Genomic DNA, 25,833 nt, shown 5'->3' on the forward strand with positions numbered 1-25,833 from the left:
CTTTGTAACATTTACAAATTTTCTAGTATGATATTATAATTCCACCATTGTCAGCATATACTGAAGACAATAGTTTAGTTTTCAAAACATAGATATCTTTTACATTTGTATATTGTTTTATTTTTTCACTAAGTCTATTTGCATTTTCTTCGCTATTAAAATGAGTTATTACAACCGTAGCGCCGTCAAGCTTTTCCTTGTCTTCCAAAACAATATCTAGAAGTTTTTTTTGTGCTGCTTTAAGTCCCCTTGCTTTTGCCTTAAGTTTAATTTCTCCATTTTGACCTGATAAAACAGGTTTTATAGATAAAAGTTCTAGTACAAATCCAGCTATAGTTGAAAGTCTACCATTTTTTCTTAGATTCTCAATAGAGTCAAGTACAAAATAAGTTCTCATATTTTTTATGAACTTCTCCACCATTTCTACGATTTCATTAAAATTAAATCCCTTATCTATATATTCCTTAATCTTTAGTACTATAAGCGATTCTCCAGCAGAAGCTGATTGCGAATCAAAAACATGAACATTTTTTTTACATTCTTCCAAAAATAAATTTTTTGCTAAATTAGCATTTTGAAATGCTGCTGAAAGCTTAGATGAAATAGTTACACAAAATGTCTCCCCTTCTTTTTTAATACCATTTAAGAAATCTCCTGGACTAGGTGCAGCAGTTGTAGGAGGATTTTCACTTTCAGATAAAAGTTTAATTAACTCCTCATTAGATATGTTCTTGTCTATTTTTTTTTTCATTTATACTAACAGAAAAATCTACATAAGTTGGATTTATCTCTTTTATAATCTCTTCTGGAAGTTCACAAGAAGAATCAAGTACAAAATTATACTTCATTATCCAAGCCTCTTTTCTATAAGATTTTTTAAAACATTTGCCTTCTCCTCCAGTTTTGCCTTATCCTTTCCTTCAATCATAACTCTAACTAATGGCTCTGTTCCTGAAGCCCTGATAAGAACTCTGCCTTCTCCTTCAAATTCTTTTTCAATTTCTTTTATTAATTTGCTAATTTCTGGATCGTTGTCATAGTTTTTCTTATTTTCATTTTTTACTCTAGCATTTAATAAAACTTGAGGATAGGAGGTTACCATCTCATTAAGATAGGAAAGTTTCTTCCTTTCATTTAGCATAACTTCTATAAGTTTTAAACTAGATAAAATCCCATCTCCAGTTGTATTATCATTTAAAAATATAAAATGTCCAGACTGTTCTCCGCCAATAGCACCTTTATTTTTTTGCATTTCTTCAAGTACATATCTGTCTCCGACACTTGTATGGACTAGCTCAATATTGTTATCTCTACAAAATTTTGTAAGACCAATATTTGCCATAACTGTTGCTGTAATTTTATCGTTGTCTAGAAGACCTTTCTTTTTCATGTATAAACCTACAGCTCCAAGATAATGATCTCCATCCATAATATTTCCTTTTTCATCAACAGCAATTAATCTGTCTCCATCTCCATCATAAGAAATTCCAATATCACAATTATTTTCTAAAACTATATTTTGAATAATATTTGGATGAGTAGATCCGCAGTTTTCATTTATATCAATTCCAGAATAATTTTCATTCACAATAATTACTTTTTTAGCTCCAAGCTCTGTAAATACACTTCTAGCTATAGTTGAAGTAGCACCTCTAGCTGTATCTATTGCTATCTTAAGTCCAGATAGATTGGCATTTACTGTAGACTTTAAAAAATCTATATATATTCTGTGAAGACTCTCACCTTTTCTGAATACTCCTACTTTATCATCTACTGCATCTTCACCAAATTTTTCAGGATGGTCAATTAAGTCTTCAATTTTTAGTTCGGTTTCGTCTGATAATTTAAAGCCATCTTCATTAAAGAATTTAATTCCATTAAATTCATAAGGGTTGTGGGAAGCTGAAATCATAATACCAAATGCACAGCCAAGTTTTCTAGTTAAGTAAGCAATAGCTGGTGTTGGAATTATGCCTGCATCTATAACATCTATCCCCTCAGACATTATTCCAGCTGCTGCAGCTGTAAAAAGCATCTCACCAGACAGTCTAGTGTCCCTTCCTATAATAACTTTATTTTTATAGTCAGACTTAAGTATATAAGATGCACTTTTACATGCCATATAGGATAAGCTTGCTGTAAGCTCTCTACCAGCTAGCCCCCTAATACCATCTGTTCCAAAATATTTTCTCATTCTTCCTCCGATTTTTTCATAGTTTTTGCTACATTCATAAGAAAATTATAATCATTTTTTGTTTTATCTTCAATAATTAAATTAAATAGTTTTTCTAAAGTTAAACCAATTTCTCTACCTTCTTTATACCCAAGCTTTTTTAAATCATTGCCATTTATTTTTAAATCTTTTAAAGATAAAGGTTCTTTTTTTTTCAAGAATTTCCTTTAAAATTCTTCTACCATTTTCTATATTCTCTAAAAAATCTTGGTGGTTAGTAGCTTTAATATCTGCTTCTTGAAGATAAAAAAGGTCATAAATATTTTCACCCATTCTATTAAATAGTTTTTTAATTGATTTTTTAGTGTAGGTGTTGCAAGCATCCATATGTCTTTCTATTAAATTAGTTACCTTATCTATAGTTCTATTTGAAAATCTATATTTTTTTAAAAATTCCCTGGCATACTCTGAAGATACTTTTTGATGATTAAAGAATCTTCCCTCTCCTCTTTCATCTAAAAAAAAAGTATCAATTTTACCCGTGTCATGATAAAGTGCAGCTAGCCTCTGATAAATATTTTCCTCAGTCTCATCTAATGTCTTAAGGCTATGTTCAAAAAGATCAAGATTGTGAAAGCTTGATTTTTGATCAAAGCCTAGCATCCTTGATAGATTTTTGTCTATTATTTCTAAAATTCCTAAATCATTTAAAAGTCTAATTGAATCTGATGGCTTCTTTGAAAGAAGCATTTTAATAAACTCATCTCTTATTCTTTCCTTGGATAATTTATCTATCTTATCCTTGTTCTTAATAATGCTTTCTTTTAAAGACTTGTCTAGGTCAAATCCAAGGGATGAAGAAAATCTTACTGCCCTTAAAATTCTTAAATAGTCTTCTTCTATTCTTTTTTCTGGCTCCCCAACTGTCCTAATAATTTTCTTATTAAGATCATTAATTCCATCATAATAATCTTTAAATCCTAGAGTCAAACTATATGCCATTTGATTTATAGTGAAATCTCTTCTCAATGCATCATCTTCATAACTTTTTGAATATGATACTGAATCTGGATGTCTATTATCCTTTGAAAAACTATCTTTTCTATAAGTTGTAATCTCCAAAGCCCTATTCTCAACAACAACAATTACTGTTCCAAAGCTTTCTCCAACTGAAATACTTTTATTGTTTTTAAAAACTTTTTTTATTTCAGTTGGAGTGGCATCAGTGGTAATATCAAAATCGCTACACTTTCTATTAAGTAAAATATCTCTAATTGATCCACCAACAGCAAATGCTTCAAAGCCATTTAGTTCCAATTTTCTAAGAGCATACTTAACATAATCTGGTAAAGAGTTGAAAATTTTTTCTTCAATATTAGTCATTTTTACTTGTAATGTCTACCTTGATAGTATTTGGAGATAGACTAATTAAATCCACCCCATCTATTTTTTCAAACTTTATCTCTTTTGAAACACTTGACACTCCATCATCTTTTAAGTCAACATATAAATTAATATTATCAGAATTTATCTTTTTTATAGTAGACTCGTAGCCTCTAATAGTAACAGCTACTAAATTAATTTCGTTTGAAATCTTACTATTTAAAGAAGGGTTTAAATTTTTCATATCAATCTTACTAGTTTTTATATTTAAAGTTTTATCTATAACCTTATCCAAAAGAATTTCTACTTTGTAATTATTATTTGAAGAGGATAAGGAAATTCCATCTTCAATTTCAAAGTCTATATCGTAGCTTCCAGAATCTGTGATTAAAGAAAGATCAATTGGTTTTGTTTTAATTTTTTCAAGCTTTTCAACCTTTTCAAGATCTCCTATAACACTTACTTCTGGAGGAGTCTTTTTGATATCTATCTTTTTAAGTCCATCTTGTAATTTTCCAGTAGTCACAATCTCAATTGGGATGGATTTAACCATCTTGACATTAAATGATGCATTCACAAACTTTTGAGAAATAGTAACTCCATTTACCTTGTTTCCTTTAGCATCAGCCGGATATACCTCTAAATTCATAGTAGTGTTTTTATTAATTGAATTTATATTTACATTTCCAACTACTTGCGTAACTAAGTCGACCTGACTAGATGGTCCTGCAATAGAAATTCTCTCTGGAAAAATTGAATTTGTTTCAACTATTAAGTTATTATTTGGTTTATTTTCAAAAGGAATTTTTACTTGAACAGTTTTTGATATTTCCTTTTCAATTCTTATAGGAACAGAATTTATAGATTTTGATACTATGTTTAAGCCTTCAGGCAAGGTTACTTGTATAGGAAGCTCCCTATCATTTTCGTTGTACTCAGCTAAATTTACTTCGGCCTTAATATCAGAGGTTTTTAAATTCATAAATCTATTTGTACTACCCCTAAGTCTTAAGTTTATAGTTTCTACTTTATCTCCAACAATTGCAAGGTCCCTTTCATTAATTGAGCTTTCATTGAGATAGGTTATAGGAATGTTATTGTAAGTATTTTCTATAGTAGGGTTTACACTTGCAATAACTATATACCAAAGCATAATAGCAGCTATAAGTGAAAAGAACTTAAGCTTAAGATTTTTCTTCAGTATGTTCATCTTTTGCACCTCCCCAAAGTCCAAATAATCCAGATTCTTCTTTATTAAATATCTTATTTAATATAGTTTCCAGAGTTTTATCATCAATATATCTTGAAATTTCTCCATTTGAAGCTATAGAAACTGCTCCAGTTTCTTCAGAGACGATAATTACCTTAGCATCACTTCTTTCAGAAACTCCAAGTCCAGCCCTATGTCTAGTTCCAAGTTCCTTTGAAAGATTTTTATTATCAGTTAATGGAAGAAAACATGCAGCTGCTCTTATTTTTTTCTCCTCTAATAACTACAGCCCCATCATGCAGTGGTGTATTTGGTATAAATATATTAATTAATAGTTCACTCGATATATCAGCATCAAGCATCGTTCCTGTTTCTATAATCTCATTTAGTCCTGTTTCCTGTTCAATAACAATTAAGGCTCCAATTTTTTGTCTGGATAAAGATTGAACAGCAGCCACAATCTCCGCTGTTAACTTATTTATTTTTTCGCTTCTAATTTCTCTCATTGGCTTAGATAGAAAATTGCTTCTTCCTATGTATTCCAATCCCCTTCTTAGTTCTGGTTGAAAAACAATCATTAAAGAAAATACCCCATAAAATAAAGTATTATCTAAAATCCACTGCATAGTATAAAGATTTAGCATTTTGGTAACTTGGGTAAATACAAAAAGTGCCAAAATTCCCTTCATGAGCTGTTCGGCTCTTGTTTCTTTAATAAGCTCCATAAACTTATAAATTACAAATGCAACTATAAGTATATCGATAATATCAGCTATTCTTATATTAACTAAATATGTCATTACTCTTCCCATTTTAGTCTCCTTCCAGGATTTCTAGAGCTTTTTCTCTAGCCCTATCAATCCTATCTATTGTTTCATTAGATAACTTATCTTTTTTGTTTGAGTAGTTAATAGTATCTATTACCTCATATCTCTGATTTTGATTTTTATCCTTGTAGGAATTGACCCATATAGGAACATATGACGCTTCCTTTAAAACAGCCTTATCATCATTAATTGAGACTTTAAATCTAGCAACAGCACCAAATTCTGTATTGAAATTGTCAAGAGTTTCAATCCTCTGATTTGAAATAAAATTACCCAGTGAATAGCAAATAAACTTGTCATCACCATAACCACTAACTACTTTTGCTTTTTGCAAAACATGAGGATGAGACCCTATTACAAGATCTGCACCATTTTCAAAAAGAATTTCTGAAAAATCTTTTTCATTGATAGTTAAATCTTCCATATATTCTGTTCCCCAATGCATAAGAACTACAATAAAATCTGATTTTTCTTTCGCTTCTTTTAATTCTTTTTCTATAATTTCTTTACTTGGTTTAACTACTAAAAATGGTTCATTTTCCGGAATTTCTTTTTCATTGTTATTCAGAAATTCACTATAGGAAATAAAAGCAAATTTTATGCCTTTAACCTTAAAATATCGAATTCTGTCTTTTTCCCTCTTAGATGTTCCAATTGTACTAAGTCCTCTTTCATTGAAAGCATCAATAGTCTTTAAAAGTCCCTCTCTTCCATAATCCAAGGAATGATTAGTCCCAAGATTTACTAGATTAATTCCAAGATAATTAAAAGCATTACATATTTCAAATGGACCATTGAATTTAGGATAGGCAGAAATTGGATATAAATCAGGCACCATTGTCCCATCATAAGTTATAACATTTATATCAGATCCCTCAAATAAATGTTTAATAGTTTTAAAATTACTTGTAAAATCATACTCACCAGTAGCATTATTATAAGCTGAATTTATGATATCCATATGATAAACAGCATCTCCTGCAAAAGTTAGTGTTACAGACTTATAGTCCTTTTCGTTTTGCTGAAGCTCATTCAAATAAATTTTCTTTTTATTTTCTACTGACTTGTTTACAAGTTTTTTTATTGTTATAACCGATATTGAAATAACTAATATAAAAATAGTCAATGAAATAAAAAATTTTATATAATTAATTCTGTATTTTTTTCTTTTTTTCATAACATAAACCTCTATATAATTTTATCATAATTAAGCCTTTATGTCACAAAAAAATAAAAAAAGAGCGATATAATCGCTCTGGTTAAATATCCTCTTTTAAAAGTCGTATTAGATTTTTTAATGCTTCCTCTTCATCATGGCCACTTGTCCTAATTGTAAGTTCATCACCCTTTACAGCTCCCATAGATAAAACCTGCATAATAGATTTAGCATTAAAGCTTCTATCATTTTTAATAACTAAAATATCAGACTTATACTTTACGGCCTCTCTTACAAACATCGAAGCTGGCCTAGCATGAAGTCCAATTTCATTATTAAGTATCACTATTCCTTCTGCCATAAACTTAACCTCGATTAAAAAAATAGGCAGGCAAAAATGTCTGCTAAGTATATACTAGTAAGCTATAAATTTATCTCTAGTAGCTCCGCAAATTGGGCATTTATCTTCTTCGCCATCTAGAGAAACAAATCCGCAAATTGGGCAAAGATAAACATTGCCATCTTTAAGTTTTACATCTTCTTTTTTATCTACATATTCTTTTGCAATTTCAAACATTTTAGCATGAACTTTTTCAGCTTCGATTGCAAACTTCATAGCTCTAACAGCAGTATCTTCATTTTGCATTTCTGCAACGTGAATAAATGCAGGATACATTTCGTTAGCTTCAAAAAGTTCGCCATCAATTGCTCCTTGTAAGTTTTCTGATGTAGTTCCTATACCAAAGCCAGCCCCAGCAGTAACTTGATAGTCACCCTTAACATCTTTTAATGCTTTGAAATGTAATGTTGCGTGAATCTTTTCTGCATCAGAAGTAGCTCTAAAAAGTTTTGCAACATTTTTAAATCCATCTTTCTCTGCAACATCTCCCCAAATATTATACCTAGTTCTAGCTTGAGATTCTCCACCATATGCAGATCTTAGGTTAGCAGCTGTCATATCTTTCATTAATCTTTCCCCCTTTATATTTTTTATTATAATAACTAAGCTTAAAAGGCATTAGTGCCTTTTAAGCTGTGAATATATTATTCTCTATGGCCAAGTACAGTATCATACATGAATAATGCACCAACATTATCTCCACAAAGTTCTAGTTTTTCAACAATTTCAGTAAAGTTTGCTTCTTCTTCAACTTGTTCATGAATAAACCAATCTAAGAACTTTTCAGTTTCATAGTCTTCTTCATCTCTTGCTTCTTTATAAAGTTTTTTAATTTCAGAAGTAATAAGATATTCATGTTCCAAAGCAGCTTTAAAGATATCTACTAGCTTAGAATAATCTTTACTAGATCCTTCTAAATCTTTAAATTCAGGTTTTTCACCCTTTTCTAATAGAAAATTATAGAATTTTTCTGCATGAGATACTTCTTCAGCAGCTTGAACCTTTAGCCATTTATGAGAACCATCAAAATTATTATCTGCTGCCCATACTGCAAGTGATCTATAAAGCCATGCAGAATTATATTCTAGATTCATTTGGTCATTTAACATCTTAATCATTTTGTCATTTAATTTCATCCTAACTAATACCTCCTAAAAGTTTTGTGTTGTTAATCAGATATAAATAAAATATTAGGGTATATACCTTAATATAATGTACTAAAGTCCAAAATAGTACTTTATATCTGAGCTACATAGTATATATACCCAAGTATTAAATAAACTATCATAAATTATGATATAATTATCTTAATGGGAGGAATAAAATGACAAGAAGAAAATATAGAAGACGAAGAAAAAAATATCGTATCAATTTTAAAAAATTTGTACCATTTATACTTATATTAATTTTGATAATATTCTTACTTTCTAGAATAATAGCTTTTATTAAATCGCCAAAAAAGAAAAAAGATGATTCTCTTTCATATCTTACTGCATCTGAGATTAGTGCAGAAGACAAGGTAAAAGATCTTGACTACTTAGCAAGTATAGTTAAAAATTCCTATATTAAATATGACTTCGTAGATATAGAAAAAAGAAAAGTCTTTGAAGAAAAGCTCTCATACTACAAAAATAACTCACAAAACCTTAATGATATTCAATTCAGAGCAGCCATAAGTGAAATTTTAGCTAGCCTTGGAGATGAAGATTTAAAACTTCTTTCAAAAAATGATATGGAATATTTTAAAAGCAATAATTTTAAAGATAGTATGTGGGAAAAAACTTTAAATAACACTTCAGTAGAAAATGCAATGAAAGATATTCCGCAAATTTCTAAAAAAAATTCAACTAATAAAAATATTAACTCTGAAATTGTGGCTAAAGAAGTTTCCAATGGTATATTATATATTAGGCCAAGTGAGTTCTATAAGGAGAATATTAATAGTGACCTTGAAGTACTTAAACCATTTTACAATAAAATTTCTAGCTATAAGGGTATTATTATTGATATTTCAAACCGTGGTGGTAGGGACTATAAATATTTTTATGATGTATTTTTAAAACCTCTTAGTTCAAATGACCTTTATGCTTTTCTAAGACTTGCTAAAAGAAATGAATTTTTCTCAAGCTTTGGTAATGATTTCAATAAGATTCATAAAGAATTTTACTCTATAAAAGAAGAATTTAGAATTGGAGAAATTCCACAAGAAGTAAATATTGATAATTCAATTAGAGAAAAATTTAAATCATACTATAGACTAGATATGAACTCTAAAAACAACCCTGCCTCTAGGTTTAATGGTGAAATTTACCTTGTGCAAAACGATCTTACAGAAGGTGCATGTGACCTGTTCGCTTTCCTTTCAAAAAGTTCTGGATTTGCTAGTCTTGTCGGGTCAAAATCTAAAGGTGGACTATATACTGATGTTATGCCGCAGGGAATAATAATTCTACCTGAATCAAAGTATCCAGTTGGAGTTCCATTTGTTGTATGCCTTGGAGAAAAAGGCGCCTTCACTCAAGATGGAACTATTCCCCAAATAGAAATGAAAATAGATTCTAACGCAGCTTATATTAACACATTAACAGATATAATTAACAGTAATTAAAAAAAAGGCTATCAGTTTAAAATAAACTAGATAGCTTTTTTTAATTTGTTTTCAAAAGTAATACTTTTTTAGTGCTTTTATTTTCTTAAAAATAATAACTTTAAAACATAACTATTCTTGTATAAAAATATTGCCCAAGCTGATGAGGATAATCCCAATAAAAATCCAACTATAACATCACTAGTCCAGTGAACCGACAAATAAATTCTTGATATAGCAATTAAAATACTAACTATAAATCCAGTTGCAATTATTGATGGCATACCTCCAGACATAGAAGAAAGTAGATAAGCTAATGAGATGTATACACTTGTTCCAACAGTTGCATGTCCTGAAGGATATGAATATCCTATTGTATTTACCCTTCTTTTTTCGAGAATTGGTCTTGCCCTCCTAAAAAGGAGTTTGAAAAATTGAGAAGAAAATATAGAAAATCCAAGAGCGTTAATAACAAGGCTTGCTGAAGTATATGATCTATCCCTTATTAATATAAATAAAATAGGCGTTATTATGATAATTAGTGATTCTACATTTCCTAATCTTGTTATTTTGCTAAAAACTTTAGTTAGAGATTCGCTTTTATTTTTATCTATTTTACTTTGAATTTTTCTGTCTATACTATTTTCTCTATTTTTATACATATTAAGACCAACAACAATAGTTATAATTATAATTATTGTTGTTGCTATTATTATATAAAATAATTCCATTTTGCCTCCAAATATGTAAAAAGCTTTTATTAAAGATAGAGCAAAGAAAACTTTGCTCTATCAGTTTTAATCAAAATTGATTAGTATTATTTTGCAGGAGCTGAGTGAATTGATGCACCTTCGAGTTGGTGTACAGCTTCCATAAATGCTTCAGATAAAGTTGGATGTGCATGAACAACCTTTGCAATATCTGATACGCTTAATTTATTAGCAATAGCAATTGCTCCTTCATGGATTAAGTCATTTGCATGAGGTCCAACAATATGAACCCCTAGAATTTCTGAAAGATCTTCTTTTGCAATAATCTTTACAAATCCTTCAGCTTCTCCTAGAGAAACAGCCTTGCCATTTCCACTGAAGTTGAATTTACTCTTAACATACTTTATTCCCTTTTCTTTTGCTTCTTGTTCAGTAATACCTACTTGAGAAACTTCTGGGAATGAGAATGTTGCAGCAGGAACAACGTCAATAACAATTTCTGATGATCCTTTTACTAATTTTTCTACAAGACTAACTCCTTGGAAGCTTGCCCAGTGAGCAAGTTGCATTGAGTTTTTAATAACATCTCCAATTGCATAAACTCCCTTAGCAGTTGTTTCAAGATTTTCATCAACTACAATTCCTCTATCTACTTCAATTCCAGCAGCTTCAAGGTTAAGTCCATCGTAGAATGGTCTTCTACCAGTTGCAATAAGAAGAGTCTTTGCACTAACTTCTTTAGTCTTATCTTTTCCTATAATATCTGCTGTTACTTTATAGCCTTCGCCGTCTTTTTCAATAAGGCTAGCTCTAGCACCCTTAATAAGTTCAATTCCAGCTTTTTTAAGGAATGAAGGCATTCTCTTTTGAATTTCTTCATCTGCTGATCCTAAAACTTCATTAGTAATTACAGATACCTTAGTTCCAAGTTCATTGTAGATACATCCGAACTCTAAACCAATAACTCCACCGCCAATTATAGCCATAGATTCTGGAACATAGTCAATGTCAAGAAGTTCATCACTTGTCATAATGCCTTCTAGGTCAGCACCCTTGATTGGAGGAACGAAAGGTACTGAACCTGTAGCTATAACGATATAGTCAGCAGTTTCTTCTCTTTCTCCACCCTCTTTAAGAGCAATTTTTATAGTTTTACTATCTACAAAAGAAGCAAGTCCTTCAATTAGTTCAAGATTTTTATAGGATCCAACTAAGAATTCTATACCTGACCTAATTTGAGTTACAACTTCATTTTTTCTTTCTTGAAGTCTTTTTCCATTGATATTGTAGTTATCAAATTCAAAGCCAAATTCTTCTTTTCTATTAAAACTATTAGCTATTTCTGCGTTCTTAAAATAAGTCTTAGTTGGTATACATCCTCTATTTAAGCATGTACCACCTAGTTCTTTTTTATCTTTATCAATTAATATTACATCTAGTCCAAGTTGAGCCGCTCTTATAGCAGTTTCATATCCTCCTGGACCAGCACCTATTACAATTATTTTTTTAGTCAAATTTTATCACCTATCTATTTTTCTGGTTCTACATACACTAAAATAGTATCTTTTGCTGCCTTTGTTTCATCAGGTCTTGATACTGGTGTATTGTGTGGAGCTTCGTTAAGAATACTTGGATCTTCTTCAGCTTCTTTAGCAATTTCAATAAGAGCATTTGCAAATGCATCTAATGAAGCCTTGGACTCAGTTTCAGTTGGTTCAATCATTATAGCTTCATTAATAATTAGAGGGAAGTAAACTGTAGGAGCATGGAATCCCTTATCTAGAATTCTCTTAGCAATATCAAGAGTATTAACTTCACTCATAACTCCCTTTAAGCCTGCAAGTACAAATTCATGCTTGCAAATTCTATCTAGTGGAAGTTTGTAGTATTCTTTTAGAATTGCTTGAAGATAGTTAGCATTTAATACTGCAACTTCAGAAGCTTTCTTAAGTCCATCTCTACCCATAGTTAAAATATAAGTGTAAGCTCTTACACAAATAGCAAAGTGTCCGTAGAAATCCTTAACCTTTCCTAAAGTATATTTTTTATCATAATCAAGGAAATATGTTCCATCATCTTTCTTAGAAACTACAGGAACTGGTAGGAATTCATGTAAAAATTCTTTACATCCTACAGGACCTGATCCAGGACCTCCACCACCGTGAGGGGTTGACATTGTTTTATGAAGGTTATAGTGAACGCAGTCAAAACCCATATCTCCAGGTCTTGCATGGCCCATAATTGCATTTAGATTAGCTCCATCATAATAGCATAATCCGCCGGCTTCATGAACGATTCTAACTATATCCTTAATGTTTTTATCACTCATACCAACAGTGTTAGGGTTTGTAAGCATAAGTCCTGCTGTATCGTCCCCTACTGCTGCTTGTAGTGCATCAAGGTCAACCATACCTTCTTTATCTGATTTTATTTCAACAATTTTATATCCTGCCATAGCAGCTGTAGCTGGGTTAGTACCATGAGCTGAGTCAGGAACTATAATTTTATCTCTCTTAGTGTCTCCATTTTTTTCGTGGTAAGCTCTAATTAGAGAAACGCCAGTATATTCTCCATGAGCACCTGCTGCAGGTTGAAGAGTAATATGGTCCATGCCAGCAACTTCTGCAAGGGATTTTTGAAGTTCATACATTAATCTTAATGCACCTTGAACATCTTCAATATCTTCCATAGGATGAATATTTCTAAATCCGTTAAGAGCAGCCATATCTTCATTGATTCTTGGATTGTACTTCATCGTACAAGATCCAAGAGGATAAATACCTTGATCAAGAGAATAGTTTTTGCTAGAAAGATTAGTGTAGTGTCTAACAACATCAAATTCACTTACTTCTGGAAAATTAAGCTCTTCTTTTGTTAAATATTCACTTGCTATAACTTCTTCTATATTACATTCAACATCTAACTCTGGTAATCTATAACCAGTTCTACCAACTTCAGAGACTTCAAAAATTAATTTATCATAATTACTAAGCATCTTTTCCGCCTCCTGTCATAACTTTTACAAAGCTATCCATTTCTTCTTTAGTTCTCTTTTCAGTAACAGCTAGAGTAACTGCTCCCTTTAGGTCCTTATAATATCTTTCAGTCTTAAATCCGCCTATAAATCCAGCTTCTTTAACTTTCTTATTTAGCTCATCAACATCACCATCATAGATTAAAGTAAATTCTTTAAAGAATGGTTTGTCATTAAGTGGTTTAAATTTTCCTGATTCAACAAGTTTATTATATAGATAGTGAGCCTTAGAAGTAGATTGAACCGCAACTTCTTTAATACCTTTCTTGCCCATTACGCACATATAAATTGTTGCTGCAAGAACATTTAGTCCTTGGTTAGAACAGATATTTGAAGTAGCTTTTTCTCTTCTAATATGTTGCTCTCTAGCTGATAGAGTTAGTACATAACTTCTTTTACCATTTTTATCTACAGTTTGACCAACAACTCTACCAGGAAGTTTTCTCATGAAAGATTTCTTAGCAGCCATATATCCTAAATATGGACCACCAAATGCAACTGGAATACCAAAGCATTGAGCATCTCCTACTACAACATCAACATCCATTTCACCAGGTTTCTTTAAGATAGCAAAGCTTAATGGGTCTGCAGAAAGAATAAAAGATACTTTCTTATTTTCATGAGTAATTTTTGTAGCTTCTTCTACACTTTCAATATTTCCGAAGAAGTTTGGAGATTGAATAATAACAGCTCCAACATCTCCATCTATTTTATTTTTTAAATCTTCTAAGTCTGTTACTCCATCTTTTATTTCAATTTCAACACATTCTAAACCTTGACCATGTAGATATGTGTTTAGAATTTGTCTAGTTTGAGGAGAAACTGATTTAGAGACTAAAGCTTTTTTCTTTTTGTTTGAATTTACGCACATAAGTGCAGCTTCAGTAACAGCTGTACCACCATCATATAGGGAAGCGTTTGCTATATCCATTCCAGTTAGTCTTGAAATAAGAGTTTGGAATTCAAATATATATTGAGTTGTACCTTGGCTTATTTCAGGTTGATATGGAGTATATGAGGTAAAAAATTCAGCCCTACTAGTAATGTGGTTAATAATAGATGGAATGTAGTGATCATATGCCCCTACACCTAGGAAGGAAGTTTTGTCAGATAGTGTTACATTTTTACTTGCAAGATCTGTTAGATATTTTGTAACTTCCAATTCGCTTTTTGCTTTTGGAAGATCTAACTCCCTGTTTAAGGAAACATCACTAGGGATGTCCTTAAACAAGTCGTCAATTGACTTTACGCCAATTTTATCTAACATTTCTCTTTCATTTTCTTTAGTTAGAGAAATGTATGGAAACATATTATGCCTCCTCAGATAAGAACTTTTTCGTAATCTTCGTCGTTCATTAATTCGTCAGTGTTAATATCATCAGATTCTAACTTAGCAATCCAAGCTCCGTATGGGTCTTGGTTGATTAGAGCTGGGTCATCATCTAATTCTTCATTAACTTCAACTACTTTACCAGCTATTGGTACAAAAGTATCAGAAGCAGCCTTAACTGATTCTATTGATGCTACTGTATCGCCAGCTTCAAGTTCATCATCAACTTCTGGAAGTTCAACATAAACAATATCTCCTAGGTGATCTTGTGCATAATCAGCTAGACCTATTGTAAATGTATTGCCTTCAACTTTAATCCATTCATGATCTTTTGTGTAAAATAATCCTTTTTCTACTTTCATTTCTAATCCTCCTCTTTGAATCTATTATTTATTTCTGTAAAAATTTTCTGCTAATAAGAACTGCTGGAACTACTCTTTTTCTAATTTGAACTTCTACTTCGTTTCCTTTAACAGCTTCATCAGCATCAATTATTACATTCGCAATTGGTTTGCCTAAAGTTGGTGAAAGATATCCAGTTGAAATATGACCGATTTCCTTACCATCTTTTAAAACAGGATATCCATGTCTAGGAATACCCTTGCCAGTTAACTCTAGGCCGATGATCTTCTTTTTCGATACCCTTGTTATATTCTTCTTCAAGTGGTTTTCTACCGATAAAGTCATCTTCTTTTTTGAAGTCTATAGCAAATTTTAAACCAGCATGAAGTGGATTATTTTCTTCATCCATTTCATTACCATAAAGAGGCATAGATGCTTCAAATCTTAATGTGTCCCTACAACCTAATCCACATGGAACTGCACCCTTTTCAATAAGTTTTTCAAAAATTTCAGCTCCATCGTTCCAGTCAGCGTAGATTTCATATCCTAATTCTCCAGTATATCCAGTTCTAGAAATAAGAACTTTTTTACCATCAAAATCTACACCATCAACAAAGTGATAATATTCTAAATCTTCTAGATTATAATCTATTAATTTTTGTAATAATTCTTGAGATTTTGGTCCTTGAACAGCAATTTCAGCATATTTGCTTGAATCATTTACTACTTCTACATCATATCCTTCTTTATGATCAAGTATCCATTTGTAGTCTTTGTCGCAGTTAGCTCCATTAACTACTAAAAGGAATTTTTCATCATTATATTTACTAATTAGAAGGTCATCTACAACTCCTCCCTTATCATTTAACATGATTGAGTATTGACATTCGTTGTCTGAAATCTTTCTTATGTCATTTGATAAAAGGTAGTTAATAAATTTTACTGCATCTTTTCCTGTAATAAAAATTTCACCCATATGAGAAACGTCAAAAATACCAACATTTTCTCTTACAGCATTATGCTCTTCAGTAAGAGAGGTAAATTCACTTGGTAGTGCCCATCCTGCATATTCTATCATGTTTCCACCAAGTTTTACATGAACGTCATAAATAGGTGTTTTCTTTAATTCCATAAAATCTCCTCCTTTTTTGTATGTGTTATAATAAACATATACACAATGTTAAGGTTTCCCTTAACTTGATTATATAGGAGTGATTAAAAAAATGCAATACCGATATATTACAAATGACAAAATTAAAGTATCCAAACTTGGCTTTGGAATGATGAGATTACCTGTAGTTGAGGGAAATAATGGCAAAATTGACAAAATAGAAGCTATGAAAATATTAAAATATGCTTATGAAAATGGCGTAAATTATTTTGATACTGCTTATGTTTATCACGATGAAACTTCTGAAAGTATGCTTAAAGATTTTATAAAGGAAGTTGGTAGAGAAAATATATTAATAGCTGATAAACTTCCAGTTTGGCTATGTGAAACTTACGAAGATTTTGAAAAATATTTAGATATTCAGTTAGATAGACTTGGAACTAGCTATATAGATTTTTATTTAACCCACTCTCTTTCAAAAAAAACTTTTGAAAATATGAGTAAAAATAATGTTTATAAATTTTTAGATATGGCAAAAATAAGCGGTAAAATTAAATACGCTGGTTTTTCATTTCATGATGAATATGATGTATTTGAAAAAGTAGTTGACATCTACGATTGGGATTTTTGCCAAATTCAGCTAAATTATTTGGATACAGAGTATCAAGCAGGTCTTAAGGGACTAAAATATGCAAGAGATAAAAACCTTGATGTTATTATAATGGAACCTATGAAAGGCGGAAGCCTTATAAATTTACCAAAAGACGCTCTTAAAATAACCTATGATAACTGTCCAAATATTTCTCCAGCAAAGCTTGCACAAAAATGGGTCTATGAAAAAGATATTTCTCTTATTTTAAGTGGAATGTCTACCATGGATATGGTTAGAGAAAATATGAGTATTGCTTCACTTACTGATCCTATTGTTCTTTCAGAAAGTGAAAAAAATGCAGCTAAAGAAGTAAAAAAATTACTTGATTCTAGAGTAAAAGTTCCATGTACTGAATGTAATTATTGTATGCCTTGCCCTAGTGGTGTTTCTATACCGGATGTTTTTTCAAAGTACAATAAAAAATATGTATTTGAAAAAAAAGAGAAAATGGAGGAAAAATATAAAAAAATGTTTGAAGAAGGAAAAGATGCTAGTAAGTGTGTTGAATGTGGATTATGTGAGAAAAAATGTCCACAAACTATTAAAATTATCACTAAACTTAAGGATGCACACAAGGATTTAATCTAATTTTATATAAATTATAAACAATTATAGAATAGTGTGGTATAATGAAATTGTATAATAATTTATAAAAGGAGGGATTTTATGAAATGTAGAAAATGCGGAGCAGAATTAGGTGAGGCTAAGTTTTGTCCAGAATGCGGCGAAAAAAGAATAGATTTAGAAGAAAATTTATTTGAAGAAACAACTTATTCTAAGACTGAAAGTGAAAATCGTGAAAATAATGAAGCATTTGATGATAATACCTACACCTATAAAACTGATTATAAAAAATCAAATAGTTTCAAAATGTCTGAACCAAAACTTGATTTAAAATCAGATGGGCTTTATAATGCAATAGTTGCTTTTAGAAGATTTCTTGATCCTTTAATGATATGGATTAGAAATAATAAACCACTTTCAACTATACTCTTGATAGCTGCCCTACTTATATCCAACTTTAGTGTGTATATAGCTTTAGGTGCATTTGGGCTGAAAAATCTAGCTGGAATTATAATTGTTTTTTATCTTCTTGGAATTGGATTAAATTTTTTATTTGTTAAACTTGTAAGCTCATTTGCTTTAGGTAAATATAAAGTTCATCCATTTTCTAATACTAGGGTTTTATTGTTTATGAATATCGCTGGCCTAGTATCTTCAATTATTGGCCTTTTAAATGGTAAGAACGCTATACTATTAGGAATTATAATAGCTATAATCACAACCCTTATCTCATCTTTTATTTTTGTAAGCTTGTCACTAGATCTATTTGATAATAGATTTTATCAAACAGTTGGTGTAAGATTTATGCTTACTGAATTAATTGTAACAATTCTAATTTCATTATTAGCAGGAGTAATTATTGCAATAATTGCTGCAAACATATTTAATAATATTGGAAATTCATTTGATTCATTTGATTCATTTTTCAATTATTAAGTAAAAAAATCTAAATGGCATAAGGATATATCCTCATGCCATTTTTATTTATAAAATAATTTGATAGTAATTCTTATATTTTTCTTAAAGTTTATATTTTTCCAAAATCCTATTTTTATACCGAAAATAAATAAAACAATTCTACTAGTAATTCTTAAATATTAGTACTATTTTCTTTTACCAATAATACAAGCTCCTTATCAATTTTACTAGCTATATTATACCAAGAATGTTTTTCAATTATTTTGCTAACATCTGTGTATTGACCATTTACTACCCTATCAATAGAAAGATTTATCTTATCTCTAAGTCTTTTAACAAATGAATCAATATCTTCTTTATAAGGCTCATCCAAATTCTTTAATCTTGGAAGACTAACTTCTTCAAACTCATAGGAATTTAAAACTTCCTCACCCAGAAGCTCTTCAAGGCCCTTTATCTTAGTAGTTACTACCTTCATGCCAGAAGCTAGTGCTTCAAGGCATACTAGTCCCAAACCTTCATAATAGGATGGAAGGACAAATATATGAGATGATGTAAAAATTTCTGCAAGTTTTTCTTGAGCTAACTGCTTATGGACCTCGGCGTCAAGTTTCCTAGTTAGAAATCTAAACTTAAAATACTCCTCATTATCTTTAGCTCCTACCATAATAAGTTTAGCATTTTCAATCTTTTTGAAGGCAGCTATTAGTTCATATACACCCTTAGCACTTGAAAATTTACCTGCATAAACAACCTTAATTTTATCCTTTGACTTCTCAGCCTTATGAAAAATATCCTCCCTATATCCACCGCCAAGAACTTCTATCTTGCTTTCATCCATATCAAAAATTTTTGAAATCTCTTTTTTTTGTGTATTTGATAAGGAAAAAACTAGATCTAAATCTTTGATATTTACAGTCATATCTTTAAACACTTGGCTTTTAGATAAGTTTCTCAAATCAGTCCCATGGCAAACACCAACTAGTGGTCCCCTCCAAACCTGTCTTATAATACTTGTAAGTAAAAAAAGATGGTGGGAAATAATAATATCAGGACGAAAGTCCGATATGGCTGTAAGGACTGAATCTAAAAATCTAAGGCGCCAAGTTTCGTACTTCCTTTTGTTAATAGAAAAATAACTATCAGTCTTATAAGGCATTTCTTCACTCATTCCAAAAAGATTAAATCCGTCTTTTTTTTTGTTGAAATAAGCTGGGAAAGATGGATAGCACCTTGTTATGCTATCTTCGTATCCTGTATTTGCCCCAAAAACTATAGCGTTTTGATGACCTAGTTGCTCCATCTTGGAAACAACATTTCTAAAGTATATACCCGATCCTGTTTTGGCTGGTAATTGGCTTATAATATGTAGAATTTTCATAATTTCTCCTTACTCAAGAATCTTAATTTCATTTTATACTTATAGGGATAAAAAATCAAATAAAAAACCCCAACTCCAAAAGGAGTTGAGGCATAAATTGCAAAAATTATCTCTTTGAGAATTGTGGACTCTTTCTAGCTTTTTTAAGACCATATTTCTTTCTTTCTTTCTTACGAGGGTCTCTAGTTAAGTATCCAGCTCTTTTTAAACTTTCTCTATATTCAGGATTTACATTTAGAAGTGCTCTTGCAATGCCGTGTCTAATAGCTCCAGCTTGTCCAGTAAAGCCTCCACCATTTACATTAACATAAACGTCAAACTTACCTAAATTTTCTGTTAGTTCAAGAGGAGATTTTGCTAGTACTTTTAAAGTATCAAAAGCAAAATAATCTTCTAAATCCTTTTTGTTTACAATAAACTTACCAGATCCAGGTAATAATCTTACTCTAGCTACTGAAGATTTTCTTCTTCCAGTTCCAATATATTGTGCCATCATTATCCTCCTATCCTAAAACTCGTACTTTTCTGGCATTTGAGCTTCGTGTTCATGACTATCTCCAGCATAAACTCTAAGCTTTCTGTACATGCTTCTACCTAACTTGTTGTGAGGTAGCATACCTTTAACAGCTAATTCAACTGCCTTTTCAGGATGTCTTTCAAGAAGTTTATCATATCTGATTTCTCTTCTTCCTCCTGGATAACCTGTATGGTAAATATAGTGTTTTTGTGTTAACTTATTACCTGTAAGTTTAATTTTTTCTGCATTAATTACAATTACATAGTCTCCTGTATCTACATTTGGAGTAAATATAGGCTTTTTCTTTCCTCTTAGTATTGCAGCTACTTCGCTTGCAAGTCTACCAAGAACCATGTCTGTAGCGTCAATTACATACCATTTTCTTTCGATATCTTCTTTTTTTGCTACGTATGTTTTCATTCGAAAATCCTCCATTCTTTAAATTCTTTAGCTACCATCAGCAATTTAGACTCCGCACTTGTGCTGATTCCTAGCGGTTTTATAGATCCGAGTTTTATATTCCGCCCTCCTCGGCCACGCAGCGGTCAGCTAATCTATTTAAAGAAAGTCTTTAAATAAAAAAGCCTAGTCACTTTGAGTGACTTACCTATTATATAACAATATTTATTTTTAATCAAGTATTTTTTTATTTATAATTTAAATTATATCCTAATTAATATTTGCTTTTAATTGCTATTATTAATTTTAATAATAAGTATGCCTTAAAAAACTTTTAAAAAAGGACCACTTTCTAAAGTAGTCCATAAGTCTAATTATTTTAATATTTAACATCAAATAGATAAAGACCAGATCCAGTTAGTGTAGGACCAGCATACTTTCGATTTTTTTTTGCAAAAATTAATGGGATCTCTTCTTTTTTTATTTTTCCTCTACCTACTTCTACTAAACATCCTGCTATTATTCTTACCATGTTTCTTAAAAAAGATTCTCCAGTAATTTTTATATAAATTATCTTGTCTTTCTTATAGAGTGATAGGTCTAATATATTTCTTACAGGATTTATATTTTCTTCCAAAGCTTTTGTAAAAGATGTAAAATCTTTTCTTCCTATAAATTCACTTGAAGCTTCTTTCATTTTTTGAAAGTCAAGTTTATAGTCAATTTGCGCATAGTAATTTCTGTATATAGGAGACATATACTCTGTATTCATAATTTTGTAGATATAAGTTTTTGATTTTGCTGAAAAGCGAGAATTAAAATCCATATCCACTTCTTTACTATAAAATACATCTATATCATCTGGAAGATATTTCTTTAAATGATAGTAAAACTTACTTGGGCTTATTTTACTCTTAGTCTTAAAGTTACATACTTGTTTGTAGGCATGAACTCCCTTATCCGTTCTTCCAGAGCCAATTACTTTTACTCTCTCACCTGTTAGTAAATAAATTGCTTCAGTTATCTTTTCTTCGACAGTAATGGCATTTTCTTGAATTTGCCAACCGCTATAATTTGTTCCATCATAGCTCACTTTTAGCATAATATTTTTCATGTCAAAATTTAAAATTTAAACTCTTATCAGCCATAACAACAAGAGCGAAAATAAATACAGAGAATAAAGTAGCACCATAGTCAAATTTATCTACCTTTAGTTCATTAAGTCTAGTTTTATTTTCTCCTCCATGATAGCATCTTGACTCCATTGCAGTTGCTAAGTCGCTTGCCCTTCTTAAAGAATTTATAAAAAGTGGAACGAGTAGTGGAACCATGCTTTTAGCTTTTTTTATTAAATTACCTGATTCAAAATCTGCTCCTCTTGCTATTTGAGCTTTCATTATTTTATCTGCCTCTTCAATTAAAGTTGGTATAAATCTTAAAGCTATTGTCATCATCATTGCAAGTTCATGAGCTGGAAAACCAAATCTTTTAAGTGGAGAGAAAATATATTCTAGTGCTCCTGTAAGCTCTATAGGAGATGTAGTAAGTGTAAGGATTGATGTTCCAACAACTAGAAGAACCAAGCGGATAGCCATAAAGGAAGCTCTTAAAAGGCCCTCTCTAGTTATACTAAAGATGAAAACTGAAAAAAGTTCTTCTCCAGGTGTAAATATTACATTGATTACAAAGGTAAGTATAATTATAAACCTAAGAGGTTTTAATCCTTTTAAGAGATAATCTGGCTTAAGTTTTGAAAGGTAAGTTGCTAGAATGAGAAATGCAATTATTGGAATATACATAAATATTGAACTTAAAAGAAAAATTGTCACCATAAAAAGTGTAACAATTAGAATCTTTATTCTTGGATCCATTTTGTGAACCCTACTAAAAGTATTGATATATTGACCTATTGTAATATCTCTAAACATTTCTATCACCAAAATACTTCATAATTTCATCACTTGCATCTTCTACATTTAAAATATCTGTATTTATCCCATCGAATTTTTTTTCCTAAAGCTCTCATAAGAGATGTTACTTCAGGCACATCAAGTCCTATTTCATTTAGCTTATCTTCATTTTCAAAAACTTTGATAGGTTTATCATCAAGTAAAATTTTACCATCTTTAACAACTAAAATCCTATTTGCGAGTTCTGATGCTTCTTCCATACTATGAGTTACAAGTATAATTGTAATTCCCAAATCATCATGAAGCTTTTTTATATATCCAAGAATTTCCTCTCTTCCTCTTGGATCTAGTCCAGCTGTAGGCTCATCAAGAATTAGTAGGTGAGGGTGCATAGCTAAAACGCCAGCTATTGCAACCCTTCTTTTTTGTCCTCCTGAAAGATTAAATGGACTTTTATCTTTTAAACTTTCATAATCAAGTCCAACAAGATTCATGGCATCTTTTACTCTCGCTTCTATTTCATCTTTATCTAGTCCCATATTTTTAGGACCAAAGGCAATATCTAAAAAAACAGTTTCTTCAAAAAGCTGATGCTCAGGGTATTGAAAAACCATACCTACCTTTTGCCTAATTGTTTTTAATTTGTCGCCTTTTTCTTTTGTGTTTATTGAATATGTTATAACATCTCCAAAGCTTGGCTTATATAGTCCATTTATTAGCTGAATTAAGGTAGATTTTCCAGATCCTGTGTGACCGATAAGTCCAATAAAATCTCCCCTATTAATCTCTAAATTAATCCCATTAATCGCTACTGTTTCATTTGGCCTATTTTCATTATAGACATATTTTACATCTTTAAATTCTACTATCATATTAACTCCAAAAATTCTTGTGGATTAAGTGGCACTTTTGTATCATTAGAAAATTTAAATCCTCTTGATTTGAGATTAAAATAAAGTTCAAGTGACTGAGGAACATCTAAGCCAAAAGACGTTATTTTTTCCAAATTTGAAAAAACTTCTCTTGGACTTCCATCTAGTTTTATCTCCCCGTCATCTAAAACAATTACCCTAGAAGCTAAGGTTGCTTCTTTCATGTGGTGGGTAACATTTACAACTGTAATTCCCTTTTTTTTATTTAAATAATCTATCTCGCCTAATATCTCTTTTCTACCAATTGGATCGAGCATGGCAGTTGCTTCATCAAAGATAATTAATTTAGGCTTAATCGCTAAAACGCCTGCTATAGCTATTCTTTGTTTTTGCCCACCTGATAGTTCATGAGGAGCTTTTAATGCATACTTTGACATTTCCACATCCTCTAAAGACTTATCTACTATATTTCTCAGCTCTGGATTTTTTATTCCAAGATTTGATGGCCCAAATGCTACATCTTCTTCTACTATAGCTTCAACTAATTGATTGTCTGGGTTTTGAAAAACCATTTGAACATTTTTTCTAAGCTCAAGCTCCTTACTTTCATCCCTTGTATTAATTCCAAAACATACAACGTCTCCATCACTTGGTATAATAATTCTATTTAAAAGCTTACAGAGAGTTGATTTACCAGAACCATTATGGCCAAGGATAACCACGTACTCTCCTTTTTTTATACTTAAATTAATATTTTTTAATACCCTTGTTTCAGCTCCATCATAATCAGTGTAAGAGTATGAAACATTTTTCAAACTCACAATATTTTCACTCATATTGTCCCCTTTATATCTATATAATCTTAATAAATATCATATAAACTATTATACTAAGTAATAGCCAAATTTCCAAATAAATTTAATTTTTTATTATAATTTTACAGATAAAAAGTTAAAAGAAAAAATTCATAAAATTTATTTTAGAAATAAAAAAAAGCGGGAAACACCCGCCTTCTTTACACAAGTTCTAATATTACCATTTCGCTTGAATCTCCTCTTCTTGGTCCAAGCTTAATAATTCTTGTATATCCACCATTTCTATCACTGTATTTTGGCGCAATTTCTACAAATAGCTTATCTACAATATTGTCTTTATAAATGAATCTATAAGCCATTCTTCTTGAGTGTAAATCTCCTCTTTTTCCAAGAGTAATCATCTTGTCTGCAAGTCTTCTAGTTTCTTTTGCACGAGTTAGAGTAGTTACAATCTTGCCATGTTCTAAAAGTGATTGAACTTGGTTTCTAAGCATCCCATCTCTATGGTCAGCTCTTCTACCTAGCTTTCTTAAATTTGCCATTTATTTTCCTCCTTCCATAAAAAGAGTTATTCTTCTTTAAATCCTAAGCCAAGATCGTTGAGCTTTTCCTCAACTTCTTGTAGGGATTTTTTACCGAAGTTTTTAATTTTACTCATTTCTTCATAAGTGTTATTGACTATATCTTCAACAGTGTGAATTCCAGCTCTTTTTAAACAGTTAAAACTTCTTAGTGAAAGCTTTAAGTCTTCAATGTTCGTACTTAAAATTTTCTCAATTTCTTCATCTCCAGATTTTGCTTCATCTTCAGATGAATGAATATTTGGAAGATCTAAGAATAGTGATAAGTTATCAATTATGATTTTTGCAGCCTTTGCAGTAATTTCTTTAGCTGATACAGTACCATTAGTCCAAACTTCAACAGTAAGCTCGTCATAATCAATTACTTGACCTACTCTTGTATCCTTAACAGCGAAGTTTACTTTTTCAACTGGAGTAAAGGAGGCATCAATCGGAATAGTCCCTATAGGGTCCTTATCAGACTTATGATTATCGCTAACGCTATATCCCTTTCCGTCAATGACTTCAAGTTCCATATATATTTTACCTTCTTCATTTAGAGTACAGATATGTTTGTCTTTATTGATTATTTCAATATCTGCATCTTCAGAAATATCAGAAGCCTTGACATCTTTTGGCCCATTACATTCTAGCACTAGAGTTACATTTTCCTTGGTCCTTTTTACTAATGCAATATCTTTAAGATTTAAAATAATTTCAGAAACATCTTCTACTACACCTTTAATTGTTGAAAATTCGTGAAGTACTCCCTCAATTTTAATCTTAGCAATAGCGGATCCAGGAAGAGTTGATAATAGAACTCTCCTTAGACTGTTTCCAAGTGTTGTACCATAACCCCTTTCTAGAGGACTGACTAAAAATTTACAGTGACTTTGGTCATCAGAAACACTTAAAACTTCTATAGTAGTATTTAGTTCTTCAGGCATATACCAAAACCCTCCTTTTAGTATATTTGATGAAA

31 protein-coding genes are annotated in these 25,833 nt (G+C 30.8%); 3 read left to right on the plus strand and 28 right to left on the minus strand.

Annotation, left to right across the window (positions count from 1 at the left end; all coding sequences use genetic code 11):
• Nucleotides 1-22: 22 nt before the first annotated feature.
• The 12 genes from VLK81_RS08575 to VLK81_RS08630 form a co-directional block, all read right to left on the minus strand.
• Nucleotides 23-751 carry a DegV family protein gene (locus VLK81_RS08575; RefSeq protein WP_324620202.1) on the minus strand — a complete coding sequence of 243 codons (729 nt, stop codon included), beginning with the start codon at nucleotides 749-751 and terminating at the stop codon, nucleotides 23-25.
• Nucleotides 720-848 (minus strand): hypothetical protein, encoded by a 129-nt coding sequence (locus tag VLK81_RS08580; RefSeq protein WP_324620203.1) that lies wholly within the window; start codon nucleotides 846-848, stop codon nucleotides 720-722. Before VLK81_RS08580 ends, VLK81_RS08575 begins: the two co-directional genes overlap by 32 nt.
• Complete coding sequence (glmM, locus tag VLK81_RS08585; protein ID WP_324620204.1) at nucleotides 848-2,194, minus strand: phosphoglucosamine mutase; 1,347 nt, start codon at nucleotides 2,192-2,194, stop codon at nucleotides 848-850. The genes VLK81_RS08580 and glmM overlap by 1 nt, the downstream gene beginning before the upstream one ends.
• Nucleotides 2,191-2,391: a hypothetical protein gene (locus VLK81_RS08590; RefSeq protein WP_324620205.1), complete on the minus strand. Its 201-nt coding sequence runs from the start codon at nucleotides 2,389-2,391 to the stop codon at nucleotides 2,191-2,193. The genes glmM and VLK81_RS08590 overlap by 4 nt, the downstream gene beginning before the upstream one ends.
• Nucleotides 2,339-3,556 carry a CCA tRNA nucleotidyltransferase gene (locus VLK81_RS08595; RefSeq protein WP_324620206.1) on the minus strand — a complete coding sequence of 406 codons (1,218 nt, stop codon included), beginning with the start codon at nucleotides 3,554-3,556 and terminating at the stop codon, nucleotides 2,339-2,341. Before VLK81_RS08595 ends, VLK81_RS08590 begins: the two co-directional genes overlap by 53 nt.
• Nucleotides 3,549-4,766, minus strand: coding sequence for a CdaR family protein (locus VLK81_RS08600; RefSeq protein ID WP_324620207.1), 1,218 nt, complete (start codon nucleotides 4,764-4,766; stop codon nucleotides 3,549-3,551). Before VLK81_RS08600 ends, VLK81_RS08595 begins: the two co-directional genes overlap by 8 nt.
• The gene (locus tag VLK81_RS08605; protein WP_324620512.1) at nucleotides 4,741-5,031 is read right to left on the minus strand and encodes a DNA integrity scanning protein DisA nucleotide-binding domain protein; all 291 of its coding nucleotides are present in this window, start codon (nucleotides 5,029-5,031) and stop codon (nucleotides 4,741-4,743) included. The genes VLK81_RS08600 and VLK81_RS08605 overlap by 26 nt, the downstream gene beginning before the upstream one ends.
• Entirely contained in the window at nucleotides 4,997-5,578 is a 582-nt protein-coding gene (locus VLK81_RS08610) for a diadenylate cyclase (protein ID WP_324620208.1), read from the minus strand. The genes VLK81_RS08605 and VLK81_RS08610 overlap by 35 nt, the downstream gene beginning before the upstream one ends.
• 1 nt (nucleotide 5,579) lies before the next feature.
• Complete coding sequence (locus VLK81_RS08615) at nucleotides 5,580-6,770, minus strand: CapA family protein (protein ID WP_324620209.1); 1,191 nt, start codon at nucleotides 6,768-6,770, stop codon at nucleotides 5,580-5,582.
• An 82-nt stretch (nucleotides 6,771-6,852) separates the two neighbouring features.
• Nucleotides 6,853-7,110 carry an HPr family phosphocarrier protein gene (locus VLK81_RS08620; RefSeq protein WP_324620210.1) on the minus strand — a complete coding sequence of 86 codons (258 nt, stop codon included), beginning with the start codon at nucleotides 7,108-7,110 and terminating at the stop codon, nucleotides 6,853-6,855.
• A gap of 54 nt (nucleotides 7,111-7,164) precedes the next feature.
• On the minus strand, nucleotides 7,165-7,716 hold the full coding sequence (locus tag VLK81_RS08625) for a rubrerythrin family protein (protein WP_324620211.1): 552 nt from the start codon (nucleotides 7,714-7,716) through the stop codon (nucleotides 7,165-7,167).
• A 77-nt stretch (nucleotides 7,717-7,793) separates the two neighbouring features.
• Nucleotides 7,794-8,285 (minus strand): ferritin, encoded by a 492-nt coding sequence (locus VLK81_RS08630; RefSeq protein WP_324620212.1) that lies wholly within the window; start codon nucleotides 8,283-8,285, stop codon nucleotides 7,794-7,796.
• Between the two features lie 188 nt (nucleotides 8,286-8,473).
• Here VLK81_RS08630 and VLK81_RS08635 point away from each other — a divergent pair, with 188 nt between their 5' ends.
• Nucleotides 8,474-9,757: a S41 family peptidase gene (locus VLK81_RS08635; RefSeq protein WP_324620213.1), complete on the plus strand. Its 1,284-nt coding sequence runs from the start codon at nucleotides 8,474-8,476 to the stop codon at nucleotides 9,755-9,757.
• 77 nt (nucleotides 9,758-9,834) lie between these two features.
• On the opposite strand, the gene VLK81_RS08640 is transcribed toward VLK81_RS08635, so the two are convergent.
• The 7 genes from VLK81_RS08640 to gcvT form a co-directional block, all read right to left on the minus strand.
• Nucleotides 9,835-10,467 carry a phosphatase PAP2 family protein gene (locus VLK81_RS08640; RefSeq protein WP_324620214.1) on the minus strand — a complete coding sequence of 211 codons (633 nt, stop codon included), beginning with the start codon at nucleotides 10,465-10,467 and terminating at the stop codon, nucleotides 9,835-9,837.
• Nucleotides 10,468-10,553: 86 nt separating this feature from the next.
• Nucleotides 10,554-11,960, minus strand: a complete 1,407-nt coding sequence (gene lpdA, locus VLK81_RS08645; RefSeq protein WP_324620215.1) for a dihydrolipoyl dehydrogenase — start codon at nucleotides 11,958-11,960, stop codon at nucleotides 10,554-10,556.
• A 14-nt stretch (nucleotides 11,961-11,974) separates the two neighbouring features.
• Complete coding sequence (gene gcvPB / locus VLK81_RS08650; RefSeq protein WP_324620216.1) at nucleotides 11,975-13,441, minus strand: aminomethyl-transferring glycine dehydrogenase subunit GcvPB; 1,467 nt, start codon at nucleotides 13,439-13,441, stop codon at nucleotides 11,975-11,977.
• Complete coding sequence (gcvPA, locus tag VLK81_RS08655; RefSeq protein WP_324620217.1) at nucleotides 13,434-14,789, minus strand: aminomethyl-transferring glycine dehydrogenase subunit GcvPA; 1,356 nt, start codon at nucleotides 14,787-14,789, stop codon at nucleotides 13,434-13,436. The genes gcvPB and gcvPA overlap by 8 nt, the downstream gene beginning before the upstream one ends.
• Nucleotides 14,790-14,800: 11 nt before the next feature.
• Nucleotides 14,801-15,172: a glycine cleavage system protein GcvH gene (gene gcvH, locus VLK81_RS08660; RefSeq protein WP_324620218.1), complete on the minus strand. Its 372-nt coding sequence runs from the start codon at nucleotides 15,170-15,172 to the stop codon at nucleotides 14,801-14,803.
• Nucleotides 15,173-15,200: 28 nt separating this feature from the next.
• A complete protein-coding gene (locus VLK81_RS08665) occupies nucleotides 15,201-15,473 on the minus strand; it encodes a glycine cleavage T C-terminal barrel domain-containing protein (protein ID WP_324620219.1) in 273 nt (90 codons plus the stop codon).
• Nucleotides 15,400-16,284: a glycine cleavage system aminomethyltransferase GcvT gene (gcvT, locus tag VLK81_RS08670; protein ID WP_324620220.1), complete on the minus strand. Its 885-nt coding sequence runs from the start codon at nucleotides 16,282-16,284 to the stop codon at nucleotides 15,400-15,402. Before gcvT ends, VLK81_RS08665 begins: the two co-directional genes overlap by 74 nt.
• 91 nt (nucleotides 16,285-16,375) lie before the next feature.
• Here gcvT and VLK81_RS08675 point away from each other — a divergent pair, with 91 nt between their 5' ends.
• Both VLK81_RS08675 and VLK81_RS08680 read left to right on the plus strand, forming a co-directional pair.
• Nucleotides 16,376-17,503, plus strand: coding sequence for an aldo/keto reductase (locus VLK81_RS08675; protein WP_324620221.1), 1,128 nt, complete (start codon nucleotides 16,376-16,378; stop codon nucleotides 17,501-17,503).
• Between the two features lie 78 nt (nucleotides 17,504-17,581).
• Complete coding sequence (locus VLK81_RS08680; protein WP_324620222.1) at nucleotides 17,582-18,415, plus strand: zinc ribbon domain-containing protein; 834 nt, start codon at nucleotides 17,582-17,584, stop codon at nucleotides 18,413-18,415.
• Nucleotides 18,416-18,569: 154 nt separating this feature from the next.
• Here the strand turns inward: VLK81_RS08680 and VLK81_RS08685 are convergent, their stop codons facing one another.
• The 9 genes from VLK81_RS08685 to VLK81_RS08725 all read right to left on the minus strand — a co-directional run bounded on the left by VLK81_RS08685 (nucleotide 18,570) and on the right by VLK81_RS08725 (nucleotide 25,798).
• Nucleotides 18,570-19,778, minus strand: coding sequence for a glycosyltransferase family 4 protein (locus VLK81_RS08685; protein ID WP_324620223.1), 1,209 nt, complete (start codon nucleotides 19,776-19,778; stop codon nucleotides 18,570-18,572).
• 106 nt (nucleotides 19,779-19,884) lie between these two features.
• On the minus strand, nucleotides 19,885-20,274 hold the full coding sequence (rpsI, locus tag VLK81_RS08690) for a 30S ribosomal protein S9 (RefSeq protein ID WP_378143118.1): 390 nt from the start codon (nucleotides 20,272-20,274) through the stop codon (nucleotides 19,885-19,887).
• Between the two features lie 12 nt (nucleotides 20,275-20,286).
• The gene (gene rplM / locus VLK81_RS08695; protein WP_324620225.1) at nucleotides 20,287-20,715 is read right to left on the minus strand and encodes a 50S ribosomal protein L13; all 429 of its coding nucleotides are present in this window, start codon (nucleotides 20,713-20,715) and stop codon (nucleotides 20,287-20,289) included.
• A 358-nt stretch (nucleotides 20,716-21,073) separates the two neighbouring features.
• Nucleotides 21,074-21,808 (minus strand): tRNA pseudouridine(38-40) synthase TruA, encoded by a 735-nt coding sequence (gene truA, locus VLK81_RS08700; protein WP_324620226.1) that lies wholly within the window; start codon nucleotides 21,806-21,808, stop codon nucleotides 21,074-21,076.
• 1 nt (nucleotide 21,809) lies between these two features.
• The gene (locus VLK81_RS08705) at nucleotides 21,810-22,622 is read right to left on the minus strand and encodes an energy-coupling factor transporter transmembrane component T family protein (RefSeq protein ID WP_324620227.1); all 813 of its coding nucleotides are present in this window, start codon (nucleotides 22,620-22,622) and stop codon (nucleotides 21,810-21,812) included.
• Between the two features lie 29 nt (nucleotides 22,623-22,651).
• On the minus strand, nucleotides 22,652-23,476 hold the full coding sequence (locus tag VLK81_RS08710) for an energy-coupling factor transporter ATPase (RefSeq protein WP_324620228.1): 825 nt from the start codon (nucleotides 23,474-23,476) through the stop codon (nucleotides 22,652-22,654).
• The gene (locus VLK81_RS08715; RefSeq protein ID WP_324620229.1) at nucleotides 23,473-24,312 is read right to left on the minus strand and encodes an energy-coupling factor transporter ATPase; all 840 of its coding nucleotides are present in this window, start codon (nucleotides 24,310-24,312) and stop codon (nucleotides 23,473-23,475) included. Before VLK81_RS08715 ends, VLK81_RS08710 begins: the two co-directional genes overlap by 4 nt.
• 179 nt (nucleotides 24,313-24,491) lie before the next feature.
• Nucleotides 24,492-24,833: a 50S ribosomal protein L17 gene (gene rplQ, locus VLK81_RS08720; protein ID WP_324620230.1), complete on the minus strand. Its 342-nt coding sequence runs from the start codon at nucleotides 24,831-24,833 to the stop codon at nucleotides 24,492-24,494.
• A gap of 26 nt (nucleotides 24,834-24,859) precedes the next feature.
• A complete protein-coding gene (locus VLK81_RS08725; RefSeq protein WP_324620231.1) occupies nucleotides 24,860-25,798 on the minus strand; it encodes a DNA-directed RNA polymerase subunit alpha in 939 nt (312 codons plus the stop codon).
• Nucleotides 25,799-25,833 lie beyond the last annotated feature (35 nt).

This window comes from Citroniella saccharovorans (genome assembly GCF_035481615.1).
Lineage (GTDB): Bacteria > Bacillota > Clostridia > Tissierellales > Peptoniphilaceae > Citroniella > Citroniella saccharovorans.

What these genes read in the sequence shown, in the direction of transcription:
- VLK81_RS08715 (WP_324620229.1), bottom strand. Translation starts at nt 24,312, where the DNA reads ATGAGTGAAAATATTGTGAGTTTGAAAAATGTTTCATACTCTTACACT.
- gcvPB (WP_324620216.1), bottom strand. Translation starts at nt 13,441, where the DNA reads ATGCTTAGTAATTATGATAAATTAATTTTTGAAGTCTCTGAAGTTGGT.
- VLK81_RS08635 (WP_324620213.1), top strand. Translation starts at nt 8,474, where the DNA reads ATGACAAGAAGAAAATATAGAAGACGAAGAAAAAAATATCGTATCAAT.
- gcvH (WP_324620218.1), bottom strand. Translation starts at nt 15,172, where the DNA reads ATGAAAGTAGAAAAAGGATTATTTTACACAAAAGATCATGAATGGATT.
- rpsI (WP_378143118.1), bottom strand. Translation starts at nt 20,274, where the DNA reads ATGATGGCACAATATATTGGAACTGGAAGAAGAAAATCTTCAGTAGCT.
- VLK81_RS08725 (WP_324620231.1), bottom strand. Translation starts at nt 25,798, where the DNA reads ATGCCTGAAGAACTAAATACTACTATAGAAGTTTTAAGTGTTTCTGAT.
- VLK81_RS08580 (WP_324620203.1), bottom strand. Translation starts at nt 848, where the DNA reads ATGAAGTATAATTTTGTACTTGATTCTTCTTGTGAACTTCCAGAAGAG.
- VLK81_RS08595 (WP_324620206.1), bottom strand. Translation starts at nt 3,556, where the DNA reads ATGACTAATATTGAAGAAAAAATTTTCAACTCTTTACCAGATTATGTT.
- rplM (WP_324620225.1), bottom strand. Translation starts at nt 20,715, where the DNA reads ATGAAAACATACGTAGCAAAAAAAGAAGATATCGAAAGAAAATGGTAT.
- VLK81_RS08625 (WP_324620211.1), bottom strand. Translation starts at nt 7,716, where the DNA reads ATGAAAGATATGACAGCTGCTAACCTAAGATCTGCATATGGTGGAGAA.
- VLK81_RS08705 (WP_324620227.1), bottom strand. Translation starts at nt 22,622, where the DNA reads ATGTTTAGAGATATTACAATAGGTCAATATATCAATACTTTTAGTAGG.
- VLK81_RS08680 (WP_324620222.1), top strand. Translation starts at nt 17,582, where the DNA reads ATGAAATGTAGAAAATGCGGAGCAGAATTAGGTGAGGCTAAGTTTTGT.
- VLK81_RS08610 (WP_324620208.1), bottom strand. Translation starts at nt 5,578, where the DNA reads ATGGGAAGAGTAATGACATATTTAGTTAATATAAGAATAGCTGATATT.
- VLK81_RS08630 (WP_324620212.1), bottom strand. Translation starts at nt 8,285, where the DNA reads ATGAAATTAAATGACAAAATGATTAAGATGTTAAATGACCAAATGAAT.
- gcvPA (WP_324620217.1), bottom strand. Translation starts at nt 14,789, where the DNA reads ATGTTTCCATACATTTCTCTAACTAAAGAAAATGAAAGAGAAATGTTA.
- VLK81_RS08600 (WP_324620207.1), bottom strand. Translation starts at nt 4,766, where the DNA reads ATGAACATACTGAAGAAAAATCTTAAGCTTAAGTTCTTTTCACTTATA.
- VLK81_RS08575 (WP_324620202.1), bottom strand. Translation starts at nt 751, where the DNA reads ATGAAAAAAAAAATAGACAAGAACATATCTAATGAGGAGTTAATTAAA.
- VLK81_RS08675 (WP_324620221.1), top strand. Translation starts at nt 16,376, where the DNA reads ATGCAATACCGATATATTACAAATGACAAAATTAAAGTATCCAAACTT.
- VLK81_RS08710 (WP_324620228.1), bottom strand. Translation starts at nt 23,476, where the DNA reads ATGATAGTAGAATTTAAAGATGTAAAATATGTCTATAATGAAAATAGG.
- VLK81_RS08620 (WP_324620210.1), bottom strand. Translation starts at nt 7,110, where the DNA reads ATGGCAGAAGGAATAGTGATACTTAATAATGAAATTGGACTTCATGCT.
- glmM (WP_324620204.1), bottom strand. Translation starts at nt 2,194, where the DNA reads ATGAGAAAATATTTTGGAACAGATGGTATTAGGGGGCTAGCTGGTAGA.
- VLK81_RS08640 (WP_324620214.1), bottom strand. Translation starts at nt 10,467, where the DNA reads ATGGAATTATTTTATATAATAATAGCAACAACAATAATTATAATTATA.
- truA (WP_324620226.1), bottom strand. Translation starts at nt 21,808, where the DNA reads ATGAAAAATATTATGCTAAAAGTGAGCTATGATGGAACAAATTATAGC.
- rplQ (WP_324620230.1), bottom strand. Translation starts at nt 24,833, where the DNA reads ATGGCAAATTTAAGAAAGCTAGGTAGAAGAGCTGACCATAGAGATGGG.
- gcvT (WP_324620220.1), bottom strand. Translation starts at nt 16,284, where the DNA reads ATGGAATTAAAGAAAACACCTATTTATGACGTTCATGTAAAACTTGGT.
- VLK81_RS08685 (WP_324620223.1), bottom strand. Translation starts at nt 19,778, where the DNA reads ATGAAAATTCTACATATTATAAGCCAATTACCAGCCAAAACAGGATCG.
- VLK81_RS08615 (WP_324620209.1), bottom strand. Translation starts at nt 6,770, where the DNA reads ATGAAAAAAAGAAAAAAATACAGAATTAATTATATAAAATTTTTTATT.